The sequence below is a fragment of the Pseudonocardia humida genome (assembly GCF_023898865.1).
Taxonomy (GTDB): Bacteria; Actinomycetota; Actinomycetes; order Mycobacteriales; family Pseudonocardiaceae; genus Pseudonocardia; species Pseudonocardia humida.
This window is the reverse complement of record NZ_JAGSOV010000096.1, coordinates 17,926-38,823: the sequence shown is the minus strand read 5'-3', so window position 1 is coordinate 38,823 and position 20,898 is coordinate 17,926. Positions and strand designations below refer to the sequence as shown.

Annotated in this window: 18 protein-coding genes; 10 read left to right on the top strand and 8 right to left on the bottom strand. The window is 76.7% G+C overall.

Annotation, left to right across the window (positions count from 1 at the left end; translation table 11 throughout):
• Positions 1-33: 33 nt before the first annotated feature.
• A complete protein-coding gene (locus tag KDL28_RS38345; RefSeq protein WP_252446402.1) occupies positions 34-834 on the bottom strand; it encodes a DNA-formamidopyrimidine glycosylase family protein in 801 nt (266 codons plus the stop codon).
• A 120-nt stretch (positions 835-954) separates the two neighbouring features.
• Here KDL28_RS38345 and KDL28_RS38340 point away from each other — a divergent pair, with 120 nt between their 5' ends.
• The 4 genes from KDL28_RS38340 to KDL28_RS38325 are packed head-to-tail and all read left to right on the top strand — an operon-like array spanning position 955 to position 4,584.
• Entirely contained in the window at positions 955-1,863 is a 909-nt protein-coding gene (locus KDL28_RS38340) for an ABC transporter ATP-binding protein (protein ID WP_252446401.1), read from the top strand.
• 11 nt (positions 1,864-1,874) lie between these two features.
• Positions 1,875-2,606, top strand: a complete 732-nt coding sequence (locus KDL28_RS38335) for an ABC transporter permease (RefSeq protein WP_252446400.1) — start codon at positions 1,875-1,877, stop codon at positions 2,604-2,606.
• Positions 2,597-3,940 (top strand): sensor histidine kinase, encoded by a 1,344-nt coding sequence (locus KDL28_RS38330; protein WP_252446399.1) that lies wholly within the window; start codon positions 2,597-2,599, stop codon positions 3,938-3,940. Before KDL28_RS38335 ends, KDL28_RS38330 begins: the two co-directional genes overlap by 10 nt.
• Entirely contained in the window at positions 3,937-4,584 is a 648-nt protein-coding gene (locus KDL28_RS38325; RefSeq protein WP_252446398.1) for a response regulator, read from the top strand. Before KDL28_RS38330 ends, KDL28_RS38325 begins: the two co-directional genes overlap by 4 nt.
• A 16-nt stretch (positions 4,585-4,600) precedes the next feature.
• On the opposite strand, the gene KDL28_RS38320 is transcribed toward KDL28_RS38325, so the two are convergent.
• The gene (locus KDL28_RS38320; protein WP_252446397.1) at positions 4,601-5,350 is read right to left on the bottom strand and encodes a GNAT family N-acetyltransferase; all 750 of its coding nucleotides are present in this window, start codon (positions 5,348-5,350) and stop codon (positions 4,601-4,603) included.
• A gap of 575 nt (positions 5,351-5,925) precedes the next feature.
• On the opposite strand from KDL28_RS38320, the gene KDL28_RS38315 reads away from it, so the two are divergent.
• The 3 genes from KDL28_RS38315 (at position 5,926) to KDL28_RS38305 (ending at position 9,060) form a co-directional block, all read left to right on the top strand.
• Entirely contained in the window at positions 5,926-7,362 is a 1,437-nt protein-coding gene (locus tag KDL28_RS38315) for a glycoside hydrolase family 16 protein (protein ID WP_252446396.1), read from the top strand.
• 316 nt (positions 7,363-7,678) lie between these two features.
• Positions 7,679-8,344 carry a transglycosylase family protein gene (locus KDL28_RS38310; RefSeq protein WP_372497176.1) on the top strand — a complete coding sequence of 222 codons (666 nt, stop codon included), beginning with the start codon at positions 7,679-7,681 and terminating at the stop codon, positions 8,342-8,344.
• Between the two features lie 80 nt (positions 8,345-8,424).
• The gene (locus KDL28_RS38305) at positions 8,425-9,060 is read left to right on the top strand and encodes a nitroreductase family protein (protein ID WP_252446395.1); all 636 of its coding nucleotides are present in this window, start codon (positions 8,425-8,427) and stop codon (positions 9,058-9,060) included.
• A 15-nt stretch (positions 9,061-9,075) separates the two neighbouring features.
• On the opposite strand, the gene yidD is transcribed toward KDL28_RS38305, so the two are convergent.
• The 6 genes from yidD to KDL28_RS41205 form a co-directional block, all read right to left on the bottom strand.
• Positions 9,076-10,068, bottom strand: coding sequence for a membrane protein insertion efficiency factor YidD (gene yidD / locus KDL28_RS41210; protein WP_305882288.1), 993 nt, complete (start codon positions 10,066-10,068; stop codon positions 9,076-9,078).
• A 113-nt stretch (positions 10,069-10,181) separates the two neighbouring features.
• Positions 10,182-15,095, bottom strand: a complete 4,914-nt coding sequence (locus tag KDL28_RS38295; protein WP_252446394.1) for an Lhr family helicase — start codon at positions 15,093-15,095, stop codon at positions 10,182-10,184.
• Between the two features lie 63 nt (positions 15,096-15,158).
• A complete protein-coding gene (locus KDL28_RS38290; protein WP_252446393.1) occupies positions 15,159-15,935 on the bottom strand; it encodes an arginase family protein in 777 nt (258 codons plus the stop codon).
• A 4-nt stretch (positions 15,936-15,939) separates the two neighbouring features.
• Positions 15,940-16,485, bottom strand: a complete 546-nt coding sequence (locus KDL28_RS38285; protein ID WP_252446392.1) for a DUF3291 domain-containing protein — start codon at positions 16,483-16,485, stop codon at positions 15,940-15,942.
• 21 nt (positions 16,486-16,506) lie between these two features.
• Positions 16,507-16,668: a hypothetical protein gene (locus KDL28_RS38280; RefSeq protein WP_252446391.1), complete on the bottom strand. Its 162-nt coding sequence runs from the start codon at positions 16,666-16,668 to the stop codon at positions 16,507-16,509.
• A 34-nt stretch (positions 16,669-16,702) separates the two neighbouring features.
• Positions 16,703-18,043 carry a CoA transferase gene (locus tag KDL28_RS41205; RefSeq protein ID WP_305882287.1) on the bottom strand — a complete coding sequence of 447 codons (1,341 nt, stop codon included), beginning with the start codon at positions 18,041-18,043 and terminating at the stop codon, positions 16,703-16,705.
• Between the two features lie 71 nt (positions 18,044-18,114).
• Between KDL28_RS41205 and KDL28_RS38270 the strand changes: the two genes are divergently transcribed.
• From KDL28_RS38270 to KDL28_RS42345, 3 genes are all read left to right on the top strand, one after another.
• On the top strand, positions 18,115-18,309 hold the full coding sequence (locus KDL28_RS38270; RefSeq protein ID WP_252446390.1) for a DUF3046 domain-containing protein: 195 nt from the start codon (positions 18,115-18,117) through the stop codon (positions 18,307-18,309).
• Positions 18,310-18,492: 183 nt separating this feature from the next.
• A complete protein-coding gene (recA, locus tag KDL28_RS38265; protein WP_252446389.1) occupies positions 18,493-19,530 on the top strand; it encodes a recombinase RecA in 1,038 nt (345 codons plus the stop codon).
• 2 nt (positions 19,531-19,532) lie between these two features.
• Positions 19,533-20,813: a regulatory protein RecX gene (locus tag KDL28_RS42345; RefSeq protein ID WP_372497175.1), complete on the top strand. Its 1,281-nt coding sequence runs from the start codon at positions 19,533-19,535 to the stop codon at positions 20,811-20,813.
• The last annotated feature ends 85 nt before the right edge of the window (positions 20,814-20,898 follow it).

Sequence of the window (20,898 nt, the reverse complement as noted above, 5' to 3'; positions counted from 1 at the left end):
GCGGCCCCGTCCGGCGGGGCCGCACCGACCGGCTCAGGGGGTCGGACCGGGCTGGCAGCGCGGGCACCAGTAGGCGATCCGGGCGTAGATCCCGTCGCCCTGCTCCGCGCTGCGGATCCGGGTGCCGCAGCGCCGGCAGCGCTGCCCCGACCGCTCGAACACCCAGTGCTGGCGACCCCGACCCAATTCGCCCGTCGTCGACTGCTCGGGCCGGTCGGCGTTGCGCAGCAGCAGCGTGCGCGAGAGCGCGATGGCCGCGGCCGGGTCCGGCACGTCCCGCACCGGGGTCCACGGTGAGAGCCCCAGCAGGAAGCACACCTCGGCCTTGTAGAGGTTGCCCACGCCGGCCATCACCCGCTGCTCCAGCAGCACCAGCCCCAGCTCGGAGGCCCCGCGCGCGGTGAACCGGCGCAGCGCCTCCGCGGCGTGCGCGTCCGACCAGTCCGGGTCGAGCAGGTCCGGGCCCAGGTGCCCGACGAGGCGGTCCTCCTGGTCGGTGGGCACCAGCTCCATGTCGTGCAGCGCGAACCCCACGGCCACCCGCTCGCCGGTCTCCAGCACCGCTCTGGCCTCGTGCGCCGGGCGCTGCCAGGACATGCCCGGCCGGTAGAGGTGCCAGGAGCCGTCCATCCGGAAGTGGGTGTGCAGCGAGCGCCCGTCGTCGAAGCGCGTCAGCAGGTGCTTGCCCACCGAGACGACGTCGAGCACCGTGCGCCCGGCCAGGTCGTGCTGCACCAGCCGGGGGTGGCGCAGCTCCCCGCGCACCAGCGTGCGGCCGGCCAGCGCGGCGCGCAGGCGCTTGCCGGCGAGGTACACGGTGTCTCCTTCGGGCACGGATCGACCGTAGCGCCGTTCGGCCTCCACCGATCGGTGGACCGGTCGTCCACCGAGGACGGCGCCGTCCACCGCCCGACGACTGATCCACGGCGGCGGCCCGCCGACGAGTCTTGAGCCATGCCGGTCATCGAGGTGGACAAGCTCCACAAGCGCTACCGCGGCCACGTCGCCGTGCAGGACGTCTCCTTCGGCGTGGACGAGGGGGAGATCTTCGGGATCTGCGGGCGCAACGGCGCGGGCAAGACCACCACGGTCGAGTGCGTCGGCGGGCTGCGCGTCCCCGACGGCGGCTCCATCTCGGTGCTGGGGCTCGACCCCGTCCGCGACCGGGCCGCACTGCGCCGGGCCGTGGGCATCCAGCTGCAGGCCAGCGAGCTGCCCGACCGGATGCGCGTGCAGGAGGCGGTCGAGCTGTTCGCCTCCTTCTACGCCCACCCGGCCGACCCCGACGAGCTGATCGAGCGGTGGGGGCTCGGGGGCAAGCGCACGGCGGCGTTCGGCAGGCTCTCCGGCGGCCAGAAGCAGCGGCTCTCGATCGTGCTCGCGCTGGTCGGCAACCCGAGGGTGGCGATCCTGGACGAGCTCACCACCGGCCTGGACCCGCAGGCCCGCCGCGACACCTGGTCGGCCATCGAGCAGATCCGCGACTCCGGGGTGACGGTCGTGCTGGTCACCCACTTCATGGAGGAGGCCGAGCGGCTCTGCGACCGCATCGCCCTCATCGACGACGGGCGCGTCGTCGCCGTCGACACCCCGGACGGGTTCGTCAGCGGCCTGCCCGGCGGGCAGCGGCTGCGCTTCCGGCCCTCGGCGGAGTTCCCCGACGCCCTGCTCACCGACCTGCCCGAGGTGCACGCCGTGCGGCGTAAGGCGCAGACGGTCGAGGTCACCGGCCGCGGCGACCTGCTGCAGGCGGTCACCTCGGCCCTGGCCGTCCACCGGGTGATGCCCGTCGACCTGCGCCTGGACCAGCCCACCCTCGACGACGCGTTCGTCGCCCTGACCGGTCGCCCCCAGGGCGAGTGAGGAACCCCACCATGAGCACCCTGTCCGCCCTGTCGAAGGCCGAGACCCGGCTCTTCCTGCGCGACCCCGTGTCCGTCGTCGTCGCCGTGCTGCTCCCCACGCTCATCCTGGCCGGCCTGGGCGCCGTGCCGGCCCTGCGCGAACCGTTCCCCGAGATCGGGATGGCGTTCGTCGCCTACTTCGCGCCGTCCCTGCTGGTCATCAGCATCGTCCAGCTCGGGTTGCAGACCCTGCCGACGAGCCTGGCCACCTACCGCGAGCGCGGCGTGCTGCGCCGCTACTCCGCGACCCCGGTCAGCCCGCTGGCCGTGCTGATGGTGCAGCTGCTGGTCAACCTGGTCACCGCGCTGCTGGCCGTCGCCCTGCTGGTCGCGGTGGCCGTGCTCGGGTTCGGCGTGCCGGCCCCGCAGCACCCTCTCGACTTCGCGCTCGCCGCGCTGCTGGGGACCTCCGCGGTGTTCTCGCTCGGGCTGCTCATCGCCGCGGTGGCGCCGCGCGCCCGCACCGCGGGCGGCATCGGCGCCCTCGCGTTCATGGTGACGCTGTTCTTCGCCGGCACCTACCTGCCCAACTTCCTGCTGCCCGACGCCGTCCAGCGGATCGGCGCGTTCATCCCGCCCGGCGTCTCGACGATCAAGGACAGCTGGGTCGGGACCGGAGCGGATCCGCTGGTCCTCGTGGTGATGGCGGTGACCACGGTGGGTGCCTCCGCCCTGGCCGCTAGGTTGTTCCGGTGGGAGTGAGCCCGGACGCGCAGGACCGGTCGCCGGTCCGGCGCAGCGCCGCGGCCACCCCGGCGCTGCGCGGCTCCGAGGCCGACGCCCGCCTCGACGCCCGCGAGCGGCAGATGGACAACCTGCTCGGCCGCTACGTCGGCTACCTGGGCCTGGCCATCGGCCTCGTGCTCACCCCGTTCCTCTACGAGCCGACCCCGGCCTACCTGGCCGGGGTCATCGGCACCACCCTGGCCAGCGCCGGGTGGACCTACGTGTTCGTCACCCGCCGCCCGTCGTTGGCCGAGGACCCGCGGTGGGGCCGGGTCTACGTCGCCGGGCTGCTCGCGCTGATGGCCGCGCTGATCTACCAGTCGGGCTTCTTCGGGTTCCAGGCCTTCGCCGGCTACATCCACTCCTTCGCCTACCTGCGCGGTCGCGGTCGCTGGACCGCGCTGGTCTGCACCGCCTCGCTGGCCGCGTACGGCCAGGTCGGCAGCCCCCCGGTCGCGCAGCTCACGGCCGGTCTGCTGGCCGGCTGGCTCGTGCTGTCGCTGCTCAACGCCGCGGTGGCGGGCACGTTCATGTACTTCTCCGAGTTCACCGCCTCGCAGACCGAGCGCAGGCGCGAGGTCATCGACGAGCTCAACGAGGCCAACCGGCGCCTGTCGGAGACCCTCGCCGAGAACGCCGCCCTGCAGGCCCGGCTGCTGGCCAGCGCGCGCGAGGCCGGGGTGCTCGACGAGCGGGCCCGGCTGGCCCGCGAGATCCACGACACCATCGCCCAGGGCCTGACCGGGGTCGTCACCCAGCTCGAGGCCGCGGGCGCCGCCGATGACGACGCCGCGCTGCGCCGCAGGCACGTCGACACGGCGATGGCGCTGGCCCGGGAGAGCCTGACCGAGGCCCGGCGCTCGGTGGAGGCGCTGACCCCCGGCCAGCTCGACCGGGCCCAGCTGCCCGACGCGATCGCGGAGATGGCCAAGCGGTGGGCCGAGACCGCGGAGGTCGACCTGGCGCTCGACACCACCGGCTTCCCGGTGCCGCTGCTGCCCGAGCTGGAGGTCGCGCTGTTCCGGGTGGCCCAGGAGGCACTGGTCAACGTGGGCAAGCACGCCGGCGCCCGGCGCGTCGGCCTGACGCTGTCCTACATGGACGACGTGGTGGTGCTGGACGTGCGCGACGACGGCGGCGGCTTCGACCGGGACGGCGTGGTCACCACCGCCGACTCCGGGTTCGGGTTGGCCGCGATGGAGGCGAGGGTGCAGCGCGTGTCGGGCACCCTGACGGTGGAGAGCGCGCCGGGGGAGGGCACCGCCCTGTCCGCGAGCGTGCCGGCGATCCCGGCGGAGGTTCGGTCGTGACGGTCAAGGTGCTCATCGTGGACGACCACCCGGTCGTGCGGGACGGGCTGCGCGGGGTCATCGACGGCGAACCGGACATGGAGGTCGTCGGCGAGGCGGGCGACGGCGCCGAGGCGCTGGCCCGGGTGGCCGACGGCGGCGCGGGCGGCGGGGTCGACGTGGTGCTGATGGACCTGCGGATGCCGCGGATGGGCGGTGTCGAGGCGATCAAGGAGCTGCGCCGGACCGCGCCCGCGGTCCGCGTGCTGGTGCTCACCACCTTCGACACCGATCGCGACGTGCTGCCCGCCATCGAGGCCGGCGCCACCGGCTACCTGCTCAAGGACACCCCGCGCGTCGAGTTGCTGCGCGCCGTGCGGGCCGCGCACCGGGGCGAGGCCGTGCTCTCGCCCGCGGTCGCCGGCCGGCTGATGGGGCAGGTCAGGGGGCCGGAGCCGGAGGTGCTCAGCGCCCGCGAGCTGCAGGTGCTCACACTCGTGGCGGCCGGCTCGACCAACCGGGAGACCGCGCAGAAGCTGTTCATCAGCGAGGCCACGGTCAAGACGCACCTGCTGCACATCTACGCCAAGCTGGAGGTGCGCGACCGGGCCTCCGCGGTGGCGGTGGGCTACCAGCGCGGGCTGCTCGTGCCCGAAGGCCGCTGATCGCCACTGGGCCGCGCTACACCGGGATCGGGATGCGCACGCAGTAGAGGACGTCGTCGTGGTGGTGGACGAAGCCGAGCCGGCGCGCCACCCCGAGGCTGCCCGCGTTGTCCGGTGAGGTCGTCCAGGTGGGGATGTCGCCGCGGGCCCGGACGTCGGCGACCACGGCCGCGGCGCAGGCGGTCGAGAACCCGCGCCCGCGGTGCTCGGCCGTCGTGACCACGCCGAGGTCCTCGTGGGCGAGCCCCCGGTAGAACGGCAGCGCCACCGAGACGATCGCGCCGTCGACCACGGCGGCGTGCACGACGCCCGCGGCGAGCGCGCCCTCGACGCCGCCCCACGTCTCGTGGATCCAGGCGATGTCGGCGGGGAGCGCGGCCAGCAGGGCGGTGTCGTCCGGGGTGAGCCTGCGGACCTCCGGGCGGGGCGGCGGCATCTCGGCCGCCGCCGGGAGCACCGCGATGATGCGCTGCCAGATCGCGGTCCGCGGCGCCGACCGCCGCAGCGCCGGGAGCCACTCCGGCGCGGCGTCCACCATGCCCTCGATGGCGGCCAGGTCCTCCGGGGGGATGGCGTCCGGGTCGCCGCGCAGGGCGTAGTTGCCCCCGCCCGCCTCCGCGAGCACGACGCGGGGCTCGCGCTCGCGGTCGACCGAGCAGGTCCCGATCCCGCTGCGCAGCACCTGTTCGAACACCAGCGGGCCCGGCCGCTCCGGGACGAACCACGGCCGCAGGGCGGACCAGTCCTCGGGGGGAACGGGGAGCACGCGGGTCACGGTGTCCCAAACCGGCCGCACCCGCCACCGGATTACCGCTTCCGGGTCGTTCCGGTCCGATGCACCCGTTCGGCCGCACGTCACCCCGCGGTCGACCCGGGCGGTGCCCGCTGACCAGCACCTCCGTCTCCGGCCGCGGCGAGTGCCCGGATCGGCTCGCCGAGCCGGGGTGGCCGCGCCGACCCGGGTCCGCCGGGCGCCGCGGTGGGTGTCACGGTGCGACCACCGTCGGTGATGACCTGTGGCTGCTGTGGCGGATGGGGCCACGGTGCCGCCACTCCGCATCCCTCCACGACTCGCCGACGCCGGGGTGGGGCTTACAACGCTGTCATTCGGTTCACGCTCCGCAGCCGACCACGGCGTGCAGGGCCCCGCGGGGCCGCCGACGGAGCCGGGAGGAAGGCCTTCGGGACCGTCCGGATGCGGCTGCGTGACCGGTGCGCAACAGCGGTGGCGCGGCTTCACCCGAACGAATTGTCGACCGCCCGAACCGGAAATCCGCCCCATACCTTCACCGCCACTAGATCGACGGGCCCGGCTCGTGGAGGTGTCCAGTGCGGCGAGGCATGACGGTTGGCGCGGTGGTCGTGGCGATGCTCATGACCGGAACGATGACGGCGGCGGCCGAGGCGGCCGGTTCGAGGACGGCGGCCCGCGCGACCGCCCCGGTGACGACGGCGGACGAGGAACGGGAGCCCCAGGACCCCCAGGTCGCGCGCCCGGCGCCGACCGAGGAGCCGGACGACCGGGAGCCCGCCGAGGAGGAGCCTGCCGAGCCCGCTGAGCCCGCGGAGCCGGCAGCGCCCGCCGCCCCGGGCCCGGAGGGGCAGCCGCCGGGCTACGAGACCAGCGCGGCGCACCTGCTCGGCTGGGGGGAGCCCAACCGGGTCGACGAGTTCGACGACGAGCTGGGCCCGGGCTGGGACGTCTACGACGGCCCCGGCCACGTCGGCAACGGGCGGCGCAGCCCGTCGGCCGTCGACGTCGAGGACGGAATCATGACGATCACCGGCGACGAGGACGGCACCACCGCGGGTATGGCCTGGAACCCCGGCCAGAAGTACGGCCGCTGGGAGGGCCGGGTGCGGGTGCCGGTCGGCGACGACAGCTACCACGCCCTGCTGCTGCTCTGGCCCGACGCGGAGAACTGGCCGGTCGGCGGCGAGGTCGACTTCATGGAGATCATGGACGGCGCGCGCGACGGCGCCGAGATGTTCCTGCACTACGGCAGGGACAACTCGCAGGTCAGCGGCAGCGTGAAGATCGACGCGACGCAGTGGCACAACTGGGCCGTCGAGTGGACCCCCGACCGCATCGTCGCCTACGTCGACGGCGAGGAGTGGTTCCGCTCGGAGGACAAGAAGACCCTGCCGCCGGGACCGATGCACCTGTGCATCCAGCTCGACTGGTTCCCCGGGGGCGGGGACCCCGAGGTCTCGGAGATGATGGTCGACTGGGTCCGCCAGTACCCGCTGACCGCCGCCAAGCCGGCCCCCGCACCGACGACGACGGCTCCGGCGCCGACGACGACGGCTCCGGCCGCGACGACGACGGCTCCGGCCGCGACGACGACGGCTCCCGCCGCGCCGACGACGGCTCCGGCCCCGACGACGACGGCTCCCGCCGCGACGACGACGGCTCCGGCCCCGACGACGACGGCTCCGGCCCCGACGACGACGGCTCCGGCCCCGACGACGACGGCTCCGGCCGCGACCACGACGGCTCCCGCGCCGACCACGACGACTCCGGTCGTGCCGACGACGGCTCCCACTGTGCCGACGACGCTGCCGGTCCCGACGGGTGCCCCGATCCCCACGGGCGTCGCGGCTCCGCCCGCCGTGGCGGTGCCGCCGGTGACGACCACGGTCGTCCCCGCGCCCCCGCCCGTCCCGGCCACCGGCGGGGAGGTCATCGCCCAGGTGCGGCAACGGCTCGACCAGCTGATGGCCGAGTTCCGGACGCTGCTGGTGGCGTACCTGATCGCCGGCGGGTTCGGCCGATGAGCCGGCGGGCGGTGCCCCCGGAGCGTGCGGCGGCCCCGGTGAGCGGGCCGGCGCCGGTCGCGGGACGTGCGGGGAGGCAGTGGCGGTGCCCCGGGTCGGGTGGCCCGTCCATCCGGCGGACCCGGGCGGGGCGGACCAGGACCGCCCTGCCCTGCCCCGGGCGCTGAGCGCCCGGCCGGTCCGGGACCCGGGATGCGACCCCCGGGCTCCGGACCGGCGCCGCCGGCTCCGGCGGCGCGTTCGCGGTGGCGACGGTCGTCGGCGCCGCGGTTGCGGATCGTGTCCGGTGGTGCGGGAGAGAGCGGGCGGAACGGCGATGAGGATCGACTGGCGAGGTGCCGTCGGCGGCGCGGCGGTGGTGCTGATGACGGTGTTCGGGCTCCCGGCGGTGGGCACGACGAGCGCGGGGGCCGATCCGTCGGCCGACGACTGGGCGACCCTGCGGGCGTGCGAGTCGAGCGGGCGCTACGGCGTCGTCGCCTCGCACGGCCACTACGGCGCGTACCAGTTCGACATCCCGACCTGGCGGAGCGTCGGCGGCACCGGCCTGCCCTCCGACGCGAGCGTCGAGGAGCAGGACTACCGGGCGCTGTACCTCTACCGGATGCGTGGGTGGCAGCCGTGGGAGTGCGCCGGCATGCGCGACCTCGAGCCCGACGGGGACGCCGCCAGCAAGCGGGTGCCGACCCGCGCCGAGTCGGCCTACATGGCCCCCGGCGCGCCCCGCGGGGACCGCGCCGCGCACCCGCCGGCCGACGGCGTGCCGGCCTGGCCGGGCGTCGTGTTCGCCTTCGGCGACTGCCACCCCGCGCTGCGGGTGTGGCAGCTGCGGATGAAGGAGCGCGGGTACGGCTTCACCGGCACGGGTTGCTACCGGGAGCGCACCAGGGCCGCCGTGCTGGAGGTGCAGCGCGAGTACAGCATCAACCCCTCCGGGAGGCTCGGCCCGCAGACCTGGCGCGCGGCGTGGACCGAACCGTGACGCGCCCGGTCCCGGGTTGACGCGGTCGACCGGTGGCTGGAGGGTCGGGCGGTGATCGGCCGAACCGGGGGAGCGCGGCGATGGAGCTGACCGAGGCGATGCGGACCACCGGCACCTGCCGGCGCTTCCGCCCCGACCCCGTGCCCGACGAGGTGCTGCACCGGGCCTTCGAGGTGGCGCGGTTCGGACCGCAGGGCGGCAACCGGCAGCCCCTGCGCTGGGTCGTCGTCCGCGACCCGGTGCTCAAGCAGACCCTGGCCGACCTCTACGCCCCGCTGTGGGAGGCCTACCCGGGCCGGGCTTCCGCGCGCGAGGACCGGCCGCCCAGCCGGGCCGCGCTCGACGCCGACCACTTCGTCGCGCACCTGGGCCAGGTGCCGGCCATCGTCGTGGTCTGCGCCGAGCTGTCCGCCCTGTACCCGACCGACGTCGAGCTGGGCAGGCTCTCGGTCGTCGGCGGCGGGTCGATCTACCCCACCGTGCAGAACCTCTGCCTGGCCCTGCGCGAGCAGGGCGTGGGCACCGCGTTCACCACCCTGCTGTGCCGCGAGGAGCCGCGGGTGCGCGAGCTGCTGGGCATCCCCGACGGGATCATCACCGCGGGCCACATCGCCGTCGGCTACCCCGAGCGACCCTTCCCGACGAGGCTGCGGCGCGCGCCGGTCGAGGGCGTCGTGTTCGCCGATCGCTACGAGCAGCCGCTGTTCGGCGGCTGAGCAGCGGGCCCCCGCTCAGTCGCGCCCGCACCCGCGGACCCGCCGCGCGGCCGCGGCCAGGCCCCGGCGCGGGCCAAGGGTCTCGACGGCCTCGACGGCGTAGGCGCTGCAGCTCGGGGTCGAGGGACAGGCCGGCGTGAAGCGGGTGAGCCGGCGCCGGTAGAAGGCCAGCAGACCCAGCACCACCCCGCGCCCCCGCCGCGCGGGGACCAGGGCCGCGGCCACCGTCAGCAGCGTCGACAGGCGCAGCAGCAGGTTGCAGTCGCACGGGCTGTCGCAGTCGCAGCGGCTTCCGCCGCCCCCGCCCCGGCCGCCGCCGAAGCCGCCGCACCCACCGCCTCCGCCGCCGGTGGAGGGAACGTCGGTGCCGCCGCCGGACCCACCGCCGGACCCACCGCCGGACCCACCGCCGGACCCACCGCCGGACCCACCGCCGGACCCACCGCCGGACCCACCGCCGGACCCACCGCCGGACCCACCGCCGGACCCACCGCCGGACCCACCGTCGGACGAACCGATCGAGTTCCCGGAACCGGAACCCGAGCCGTTGGAACCGGCGCCACCTGACCCGCCCGGGCCCGGTCCGCCGCCCCAGGAGCCGCCCTGCCCACCACCCGGGCCGCCCGGTGCGCCGCCGCTGGGACCGCCCGACCCGCCCCCGTAGCCGCCCTGCCCGCCGGAGCCGCCGTGTCCGCCGGAGCCGCCGTGCCCGCCGTAGCCCCCGCCTTGTCCGCCGGAGCCGCCCGGCCCGCCGTAGCCGCCCTGCCCCCCACCGGTGCCTCCCGGACCGCCGGAACCGCCCGGCCCGCCGTCGGCGCGCCCGCCCGAGCCACCGCGCCCGAAGCTCGGCATGTCGCCCAGGTCGCCGCCCATCTCGACGTAGTCGATCGCGTCCGGGCCCTCGCGGTCCTCGCGGCGCCGGCGGCGCTGCTCGCGCCGCTCGCGCTGCCGGCGCCTGCGCTCCTCGTCGGAGAGGTCGCCGCCTCCGGGCCCGCCGCCGCCGTTCATGCCCACCCCCAGTCCGTGGTCCGTCCCCCCGGGCGGACCACGGAAGTGTGCCCCACGGCCGCAGCCCGGCCCCCGGATGGTCGGATCATCACCGCCCGTGCGGGCTCGACTGCTCAGGCGCGCAGCCGCAGCCCCTTCGGGGTGACCCGGAACCCGGCCTCGGTCAGCACCTCGGCCAGCTCGCCGCCGAGCGAGCCGACGCCGTCGGTGCGCTCCACGGCCAGCGAGCCCAGCCACCCCTCGTGCACCGCCCCGGCCAGCGCCTGCGCGGCCGCGGCCAGCTCCGTGCGCTCGGTGGTGAACGACAGCAGCGAGCGCCCGCCGCGCTCGACGTAGAGCACCGGGGCCCCCTCGACCAGGACGACCAGCGCGCCCGCCTTGCGGCCGGGGCGGTGCTTGGTCTCGCCGACCGTGTCCGGCCAGGACAGCGCCGCGCCGTAGGGCTGGGCCGGGTCGGCCGCGGCCAGCACCACGCTGGCCAGGCGGTTCTCCGCGAACGCGCCGGGGTGCTGGCGGGCGGCGCCCCCGGAACGGTCGCCCGGGAGCCCGGCGTCGTCGGTGGACCAGTCGTCGAACGCCGCCGATCCGGGCGCCGGGGTGGTGCCGGCCGGGGCCTGCGGACCGGCCGGGGTGCCGTCGGGCCGGGACATGGCGCGCAGCCGGTCGATCGCCCCGGGCACCGCGAACTGGGCCGCGCCCAGGCCCTCGACGACGTAGCCGCGACGGGCCCGACCGGAATCCTCCATGGCCCGCAGCACCCGGTAGACGGCGGCGAACCCGCCGGTGACCCGCTCGGTACCCAGCGCGCCGCGGGTGAGCACGCCGTGCCGCTCCAGCAGGGCCTCGGCGCGGGCGTGCGCGCGTCGGGTCGCGTCGGGCTCGCGCTGCACGGCCAGGGCCCACCGCCCACCGGCCGACGGTGGCCCGGTGCGGCTGGGCATGGCCGGCCGCCCTGCCCGCAGCTGCGCGTACCGGCCGCGCGGGGCGGAGCGGCGCGCGCGGTGCGCCGGGCCGCCCCGCCCGCCCGACCCGCCGCCCAGCCGGGCCCGTAGCGGGCCCAGCGTGTCGTTGGTGAGCAGCCCCGCCCAGACCAGGTCCCACAGCGCGGTGACCACGGCGTCGTCGGCCGGGGACGGTTCGCCGGCGTCGAGCACGGTGCGCGCGGCCCGGTCGGCGAGCTCGCGGAAGAACAGCGCGCCGCCACCGGTCGGCGGGGCCGCCGGGTCGGGCAGGCCCAGCGCGGCGAGCAGCGCCCGGTGCAGCGGGGTGGTGGCCAGGTCGGGCTCGGGCTCGGGCAGCAGCAGGTCGGCCACGTCGGCCGGGGCCACCGCGAGCCAGCCGTCGCTGCCGGACAGCGCTCCGCAGCCGACCCAGGTGACCTCGCCCGCCGCGGTCAGCTCGTCGAGCAGGGCCGGGCTGTAGCCGGGCAGCCGGGCGGGCAGCACCAGCGACTCCAGCGCGCTCGCCGGCAGCGGCGCCCCCGCCAGCTGCTCGACCACCCCGAGCACGTCCTCCGCGCCGGGGGCGCGGCGCATGCGGCCCCGGCGCCCGCTGTCGCCCGTCGGGCGGACGCCCTGCCACGCCGGCAGGAACCGGCCCAGCGCCCGCTGCTCGACCGGCTCCACCTCGGCCCGCAGCCGCGCCAGCGAGGCCCGCCGCAGCCGGCGCAGGACCTCGGCGTCGCAGTACTCCAGGCCGCCGTCGTGCGCGCCCCCCGACCCCGCGGACGACTCGCCCGGGTGCCCGACCGGGCGCAGCTCGCCGCGCACCAGCCGACCCGAGCCGACGAGCCGGTCCAGGACGCCGGTCACCACCGCGACGCCCAGCCCGAACCGCTGCGCGCACTCGGCCGCGGGGAACGGCCCGTGCGTGCGGGCGTAGCGCAGCACCAGGTCGCCCAGCGGGTCGGCCACCGGCTCGGTGAACGTCTCCGGGACGCCCACCGGCAGGGCCGCGCCCAGCGCGTCGCGCACCCGGCCCGCGTCCTCGATGGACAGCCAGCGCTCCTCGCCGCCGACGCGCACCCGGATCGCCCGCCGGGCGGCCTCCAGCTCGGCGAGCCACTCCGCGCGCACCCCGCGGTCCGCGGCCTCCTCGGTGGTGAGGTCGCCGAGGAAGCGCAGCAGGTCGGCGGCGCCTTCGACGTCGCGGGCGCGCCGGTCCTCGGCCAGGCGCTGCAGCGACCGCTCGACCTCGGCCAGCACCTCCGGGTCGAGCAGCTCACGGATGGCCTCGGAGCCGAGCAGCTCGGCCAGCAGCGTCGAGTCCAGCGAGAGGGCCGCGGCCCGCCGCTCGGCCAGCGGCGCGTCGGACTCGTAGAGGAACATCCCGACGTAGCCGAACAGCAGGCTGCGCGCGAACGGCGAGGGCGCCGGCGTGGCCAGCTCGACGACCTGCACCTTGCGCGACTGCACGTCGGACATCAGCTCGCGCAGGCCGGGCAGGTCGTAGACGTCCTGCACGCACTCGCGCATCGCCTCGAGCGTCACCGGGAACTGCTCGTAGCGCGCGGCCACCGCGAGCAGCTGGGCCGACTTCTGGCGCTGCTGCCACAGCGGGCTGCGCCGCCGCGGGTCGCGGCGGGGCAGCAGCAGCGAGCGCGCGGCGCACTCCCGGAACCGGGACGCGTACAGCGAGGAGCCGCCCAGCTCGGCGACCACGATCTGCTCGATCTCGGCCGGGTCGAGCAGGACGTCCTCCGCGGTGGGCACCACCTCGGAGCCGCTGTCGTCGACGGCGTCGGGCAGGCGCAGCACGATGCCGTCGTCGGCCGCCGCGGCCTGCACCTCGACGCCGCGCCGCTCCCGCATCCGGGCCGCGATCGCCAGCGCCCACGGCCCGTTGACCTGCGACCCGAACGGCGAGTGCACCACGAGGCGCCAGTCGCCCAGCTCGTCGCGGAAGCGCTCCACCAGGATCGTGCGGTCGCTGGGGACGTGGCGGGTGGCGTCGCGCTGCTCGTGCAGGTAGGCGACGAGGTTGTCGGTGGCCCACCCGTCGAGCCCGGCCGCCCCGGCGCGCTCCCGGGCGGCGGCGTCGTCGAGGCCGGACATCTCCCGGACGAACGCACCCACCGCCCGGCCCAGCTCCAGCGGCCGGCCGATCGACTCGCCCTTCCAGAACGGCATCCGGGCGGGCACGCCGGGGGCGGGGGTGACGATGACCCGGTCGTGGGTGATGTCCTCGACCCGCCAGCTCGACGTGCCCAGCAGGAACGTGTCGCCCACCCGGGACTCGTAGACCATCTCCTCGTCGAGCTCGCCCACCCGGGAACCGGCCCCGTCGGCCCCGCCGGGCGTCATCACGGCGAACAGCCCGCGGTCGGGGATGGTCCCGCCGGAGGTGACCGCGAGCCGCTGGGCCCCCGGCCTGCCCTGCAGGACGTCGGTCACCCGGTCCCAGGTGATGCGGGCGCGCAGCTCGCCGAACTCCTCGGACGGGTAGCGGCCGGCCAGCATGTCGAGCACCGAGTGCAGCGCCGAGTCGGGCAGGGCGGCGAAGGGCGCGGCCCGGCGCACCACCGCGGCCAGCTCGGACACCGTCCACGGCTCGATCGCGACCATGGCCACGACCTGCTGGGCCAGCACGTCGAGCGGGTTGCGCGGGTAGCGGCGGGCCTCGATGGCGCCGCTGGCCATCCGCTCGGCCACCACCGCGCAGGACACGAGGTCGCCCCGGTACTTGGGGAAGACGACCCCGCGCGACACCGCGCCGACCTGGTGGCCCGCGCGGCCCACGCGCTGCAGCCCGGAGGCCACGCTCGGCGGCGCCTCGACCTGGACGACGAGGTCGACCGCGCCCATGTCGATGCCCAGCTCGAGGCTGGAGGTGGCGACCACGCAGGGCAGCACGCCGGCCTTGAGCTCCTCCTCGACGAGCGTGCGCTGCTCGCGCGACATCGACCCGTGGTGGGCCTTGGCCACCGTCGCCGGGGCGCCGCCGCCGATGCCGGACTGCCCGATCGCCTCGGCGGGGAACTCGTCGAGCTCGCGGGCCTGCTCGGCCTCCTCGGCGGCCAGCTCGTTGAGCCGCGAGGTGAGCCGCTCGGCCAGCCGGCGGGAGTTGCTGAACACGATGGTGGAGCGGTGCTCGCGGACCAGGCCGAGCAGCCGGCGCTCGACCGCGGGCCAGATCGAGGGGCGCTCCGCGGTGCCGGCGGCCGAGCCGATGACCTCCTCGTCGGACGAGCCCGGCGCCGTCCGCTGGTCGAGGGCGGCCAGGTCGGGGACCGGGACCTCGACGGTCACCTCGATGGTCTTCGGGATGGGCGGCTGCACGATCTCGAGCGGGCGGGTGCCGGCCAGGAAGGTGGCCACCTCGTCCAGCGGCCGCACGGTGGCCGACAACCCGATCCGCTGGGCGGGCCGGCGGAGCGGGCGGTCGGGTCCGGCCTGCGGCCGGGGCGAGTCGAGGTCGGGGGCGTCCGGGTCGGCGGCCTCCGGTTCGCGCGTGAGCAGCTCGTCGAGCCGCTCCAGCGACAGCGCCAGGTGGGCGCCGCGCTTGGTGTCCAGCACGGCGTGCACCTCGTCGAGGATGACCGTGCGCACCCCGCGCAGCGACTCGCGCGCGGCCGAGGTGAGCAGCAGGAACAGCGACTCGGGCGTGGTGACCAGGATGTCGGGCGGGGTGCGGGCGAACCGGCGGCGCTCGTCGGCCGGGGTGTCGCCGGTGCGCATGCCGACCGTGATGTCGGGCACGGCCAGCCCGAGCCGCTGGCTGGCTTGGCGGATGCCGGTCAGCGGGGAGCGCAGGTTGCGCTGCACGTCGACCGCGAGCGCCTTCAGCGGCGACACGTAGAGCACGCGGCAGCGGTGGCGGGGGTCGTCCGGGACCGGGTCGGTGGCCAGCCGGTCGAGCGCCCAGAGGAAGGCCGACAGCGTCTTGCCCGATCCGGTGGGCGCCACCACCAGGGCGTGCTTGCCGGCCTGGGCCGCGGCCCATGCGCCTTCCTGGGCGGGCGTGGGCGCGGCGAACGCCCCGCGGAACCAGTCGCGGGTGGCGGGGGAGAAGCCGTCCAGTGCGCTCACGCATCCATGATGCGCCGCGGGGGCGACAGTTCCGGTCCGCCGTGCGCGCTGGACCGGTCGGCGTCAGCGCCCCGCGACCCGGGCGAGCTCCGCGGCGACCTCGCGCACCGCCGACCCCGGGACGACGCCCTCGCCCCAGGTGCAGGCCAGCCCGACCGCCGCGACCCGGCCCGTGTCCAGCACGGACCGCAGCGCCACCGCGACGGCCTCGGCCCGCGGACCGCCCGCGACCGGGTACATCACGCCCGGGACGTCGGCCGGGTCCAGCACGTCGAGGTCGACGTGCAGGTAGATCGGGCGGTCGGGCAGCGGCAGGTCGACCAGGCCCGGCACGTCGGCGCGCCGGATCGCCGAGGTCGCCAGGAACTCCGCCTCCGGCCGGTCGAGGTCGCGGGCGTCGACCAGGACGACGTCCCGCTCGTCGACCGGGCGCAGGTCGAGCCGATGCGGGCCGGTGCGCTCGGCGCCGCCGACGAGCTGACGCAGCGGCATCCCGCCCGGGTAGCCCGAGGTCGACGTCTGCGGGGTCTGGAGGTCGCCGTGCGCGTCGAGCCAGACGACCGCCGGGTCGACGCCGCCGCGCTGCAGGCCGGCGACCGTGCCCAGGGCCGTGGTGCAGCACCCGGACACGACGAGCGGGACGCCGCCGGTGGCCACGACCCCGGCGACCTCGTCGGCGACGGCCGCGTGCAGGGCGGCGAGCCGCTCCCACACCGAGCCGGGCGGCAGCTCGGGGCGGACCGTCGCCCCGGTGTCGAGCGGGACCTCCAGGCCCGGCAGGTGGCCGTCGAGGTGGAAGGGGACGCGGATCGTCGCCGGAGCGGCGGTGGGGGTGCCCATGCCGTCAGGCCCGGCAGAACCGGTCGGCCCCGACCCGCGGCGCACCGGTGCCGGGCACGGTGTCCGGGGCGGGGAACGGGCGGGCGAAGGTGAACGCGTGCGGCGTCGGGCCCTGCCGGCGCAGGTGGTCCAGGCGCACCTCGGCGTCGGTGACCGTCGGGCGGGTGCCGTCGGGGACCCACCACAGCGCCTGGAAGGCCTCGCGCATGCGGGCGAACCACTCGCGGCGCCGGGCCATGACCTCGCGGTGGTGCCCGGAGTAGACGAACGCGGCGAGCGCCTCGACCGACGTCCACACGCTCATGTTGACGATGAGCCGGTCGTCGTCGAACCCGCGGACCGCGGTGGCGTCGCCGTCCTCGGTCTGCATCCGCCACACGAAGCCGGGGGCGGCGTCGGCGAGCGCGTTGACCGGTTCCAGCTCGGCGACGAACCCGGCCAGCTCGGGTGTGCTCAACGGGGCGATGGGGAGGGCGATGTTCACCTGGGCGAGCTGCACGGCGCCGACACTAGGGCGCGGCACCGACGACGGGCAGTCCGTTTCCCGCATCCGGACCGGTCCGTGCGGCGGTCACCGGCGCCGGTTGTGCCACCACCACCGCAGCGTCACGGCCAGCGCCGCGAGCAGGCCGACGAGCACCACGATCCGGCCGAGCGGCGACGACATGCCGGTCGGGTCGCCCGGTGTCGTCCAGAGGGTCCAACCGGACCACACCGACATCGGGAACAGCACGGGCACGACGGTACCCGGGCCGCGGCGGGGACCGTCAGGCCCAGCCCGGCTCGGCGGTGCCGAACGAGGGCGGCGGGTCGGGCCAGGCCAGGGGGGCGCCGTCGACGCGGCCAGGGGGCGCGGCCAGGGTGAGCCTGCCGTCCGGGGCGACCACGTCGACCAGGTGCGGCGCCGGGTCGACCGGGTCGACCTCGGCGCCGCTCCCGCCGGGCAGGTCCTGCAGCCAGCGCGCCGTCGCGGCCAGCGCGAGCGCGGCGTGGTGGGTGCCGCCCTCGGCGCGCTGGCGGCGCAGCGCCAGCCACGCGGCCGCCGCGGTCAGGTAGCCGGTCGCGTGGTCGAGCACCTGGGCGGGCAGCGCGCCGGGCGCAGCCGGCGTGCCCTCCGTCGCGGCGATGCCGCAGGCCGCCTGGACGAGGCTGTCGAAGCCGCGCCGCGCACCCCACGGCCCGCGCGTGCCCCAGGCCGAGAGCGTCACCACGACGAGCCCCGGGTGGCGCTCGGCGAGGGCCCGCGGGGCCAGGCCGAGCCGGTCGAGCGCCCCGGGCCGGTACCCGCACACGACGACGTCCGCCCCGGCCAGCAGCTCCTCCAGCACCGCCCGCGCGGTGCGCAGGTCCAGCAGCGCGCTGCGCTTGCCCGGCAGGGTGTCCCAGGCCTGCACCGGCATCTCCGGGCGGTCGGGGCGGTCCAGGCGCAGCACGTCGGCGCCGTGCGCGGCCAGCGTGCGGGTGGCCACCGGCCCGGCGATGACCCGGGTCAGGTCGAGCACCCGGGGTCGGCGGACCGGCCGGGTGGGCGCCGGCCCGAGCGCGTGCCACTCGACCAGCGGGGGAGGCGGGCCCGCCGCGGCCGCCCACTCCGCCGGGGTGCGCACGGCCGCCCCGACGCCGCCCGCGGCGTGCAGGGCGTCCTCCAGCTCGACGGCGCCCCGTTCGGCGATCGCGGCCGGCGCGTCGGGCTCCGCGCAGCCGAGGACGTCCAGCGCGGCCGCGCGGTGCCAGGGGTAGTTCGCGTGCAGCCGCAGCCAGCCGTCGGCCGTGCGGTGGAAGGCCGACAGCGGGTCGAACGGGTCGCCGGGCGGGGCGCCGTCGCGGCGCAGGTACCGCTCGCTGCGCAGGGCCACGGCGAGCCGGCGGGTGTCCAGCGCGACCGGGAGGCCCCGCCCGGCGGTGGCGGCCAGCAGGCTCGCGCCCACCGCGGCGGCCCCGGCCGCGGTGACGGCGAGCCGGGACGCCAGCACCTCGGGCGGGCCGGTGACCGCCAGCCGCGGCAGCTCGGCGGGGTCGCCGCCCAGCGCGCTCCACGCGGCGGGCAGCGCGAGCGCCTGCGCGGTCGGTGGGGCGGTCGGTGGGGCGGTCGGTGGGGCGTCGTCCATGGGGGCCTCCGGAGGGTGCGCGCCGATCCTCGCCCGTCGCGCGGCCGCTGGGGAGCGCTAGCGTGGAGGGGATGCGACTGACCTACTTCCGCGAGCTCATGGACGACGAGTTCGGCCCCGTCCGGGCGGCTTCGCTGGCGCGCGACCACGTCTTCGCCGAGCTCGGCGGGTTGACGGTGGACGAGGCGCTGGAACAGGGGCACGAGCCGCGGGAGGTCTGGCGGGTCGTCTGCCGGGCCTACGACGTGCCGCCCGCGCGCCGCTGAGCGCGACATCGTAGCCGCACGGCGCGCCCGTGCCGAGATCGAACACTTGTTCGCTACGCTGTTGTCCACATCGGGTCCGGTTGTCCACAGATCGCCTGCCGCGAGCCCGCACTGTCGGTGGTGCCCCCTACCGTCGGCGCCAACAGATCGAACCGTCACGAACACACGAGGTGGAGACCGGCGATGACCGCACCGGACCGCGCGAAGGCGCTCGAACTCGCCATCGCCCAGATCGAGAAGAACCACGGCAAGGGCTCGGTGATGCGGCTGGGCGACGACACCCGCCCGCCGATCGGGGTCATCCCCACCGGCTCCATCGCCCTCGACGTCGCGCTCGGCGTGGGCGGGCTGCCCCGCGGCCGGGTCGTGGAGATCTACGGCCCCGAGTCGAGCGGCAAGACGACGGTCGCCCTGCACGCGGTGGCCAACGCGCAGGCCGCGGGCGGGATCGCGGCCTTCATCGACGCCGAGCACGCGCTCGACCCCGAGTACGCCAAGTCGCTCGGCGTCGACACCGACGCCCTGCTGGTGTCCCAGCCCGACACCGGCGAGCAGGCGCTGGAGATCGCCGACATGCTGATCCGCTCCGGCGCGCTGGACATCATCGTGATCGACTCGGTGGCCGCGCTGGTGCCGCGCGCGGAGATCGAGGGCGAGATGGGCGACAGCCACGTCGGCCTGCAGGCCCGGCTGATGAGCCAGGCCCTGCGCAAGATCACCGGTGCGCTCAGCAACTCCGGCACCACGATGATCTTCATCAACCAGCTGCGCGAGAAGATCGGCGTGATGTTCGGCTCCCCGGAGACCACGACCGGTGGCAAGGCGCTGAAGTTCTACGCCTCGGTCCGGCTGGACATCCGCCGCATCGAGACCCTCAAGGACGGCACCGACATGGTCGGCAACCGCACCCGGGTCAAGGTCGTGAAGAACAAGGTCGCCCCGCCGTTCAAGCAGGCCGAGTTCGACATCCTCTACGGCGTCGGCATCAGCCGGGAGGGCTCGCTGGTCGACGTGGGCGTCGAGCAGGGCATCGTGCGCAAGTCCGGTGCCTGGTACACCTACGAGGGCGACCAGATGGGCCAGGGCAAGGAGAACGCCCGCAAGTTCATGCGGGAGAACCCCGACGTCGCCGCCGAGATCGAGAAGAAGATCAAGGAGAAGCTCGGGATCGGCGCGCAGCTCGACGCCGAGGCCCCGCTGCCCACGCCGGTCGACTTCTGAGCATGGCCGACCACCCGGACGCCGACCGCGCGGGCGGGTCCGGGCGGCCCGGTCCCCGGGGCGCGCGCGTCGACGACGGCTCCGAGCCCCGCGGGGGCGTAGTTCGGCCCCGGCCCCCCCCCCGGCCCGCGCCCGGGGGGGGCGGCCCCGCCCGGCCCGGTCCCCGGGTCGCGCGCTTCGACGACGTCTCCGAGCCCGGCGCGGGCGCCGACCACGACCGGGTCGCCGACCTGGGAGCGGTCGGCGGCGGCGCGGCGGCACCCGCGGCGGACCGGGCCGAGGGGGACGGGTACCGGGTCGCCGGGCTCGACACCCTCGCGGCCCGCGCACCGGCCGCGCCGGTGGTCCCGGTCGACGCGCTGCGCTCCGACCGTCGCGACGCCGGCCCCGTGGCGGGGTTCGACGCGCCGGAGGTCGGGGCCGCGGCGGCGTCCGGGCGCACCGCCGACCTCACCACCTCCGCGACCGGGGCACGCCGCGCTGGCGCTCGCGGGCGTCCGGGTGCGCCCGAGACGCGCGAGCGCCGCGCACCGGGCAGGGCCGACCCCCCGGACGAGGCCGGTTCGCGGCCGGCCGCGCCACGCCGCTCCTCGTCACGGCCGGCCCCCGACCGCGCGGTTCCCGAGCCCGCACCCCACGACCGGCCCGCCCCCGACGGCCACGGCTCCGACGACGACCCGGAGCCGCGCGGGGCACGGCGCCCCGGGCGCCGATCCGGCCGATCCGACGGGGCCGGGCGGGGTCGGGCGGCGGCGCCCGACCCCGACGCCGACCCGGTCGCCCTGGCCAGGGAGATCTGCCTGCGGCTGCTCACCGACCGCGCCCGCACGCGCCACGAGCTGGCCCAGGCCCTGCGCCGCGAGGGCGTGCCCGACGACGCGGCCGAGCAGGTGCTCGGGCGCTTCGACGAGGTCGGGCTCATCGACGACACCGCCTTCGCCGGCCAGTGGGTGCGCTCCCGGCACCGCTACCGCGGGCTCGGTCGCCGGGCGATCGCCGCCGAGCTGCGCCGCAAGGGCGTCGACGACGAGATCGCGGGAGAGGCCCTCGCCGAGGTCGACGGCGAAGCCGAGGAGCAGCGCGCCCGCCAGCTCGTCGACAAGAAGCTCCGCACGATGACGCTGGCCGGCCCCGACGACCGCACCGCGGCCATCCGCCGCCTGGTCGGCATGCTCGCCCGCAAGGGCTACGGCGCCGGTGTCGCGTACGGCGTGGTGCGCGCGGCCATGGCCGAGCACGGCGCCGACGAGGAGTTCGGCGACGAGCCCCCGCCCGAGGACTGAGCGCAACCCCCAGCCTCGCCTCTGGTCCGTGGCGGTGTCGGGCCGACGTGGGCTGAGGGGTCGCTCACCCCCGGTGAGCTGCGCG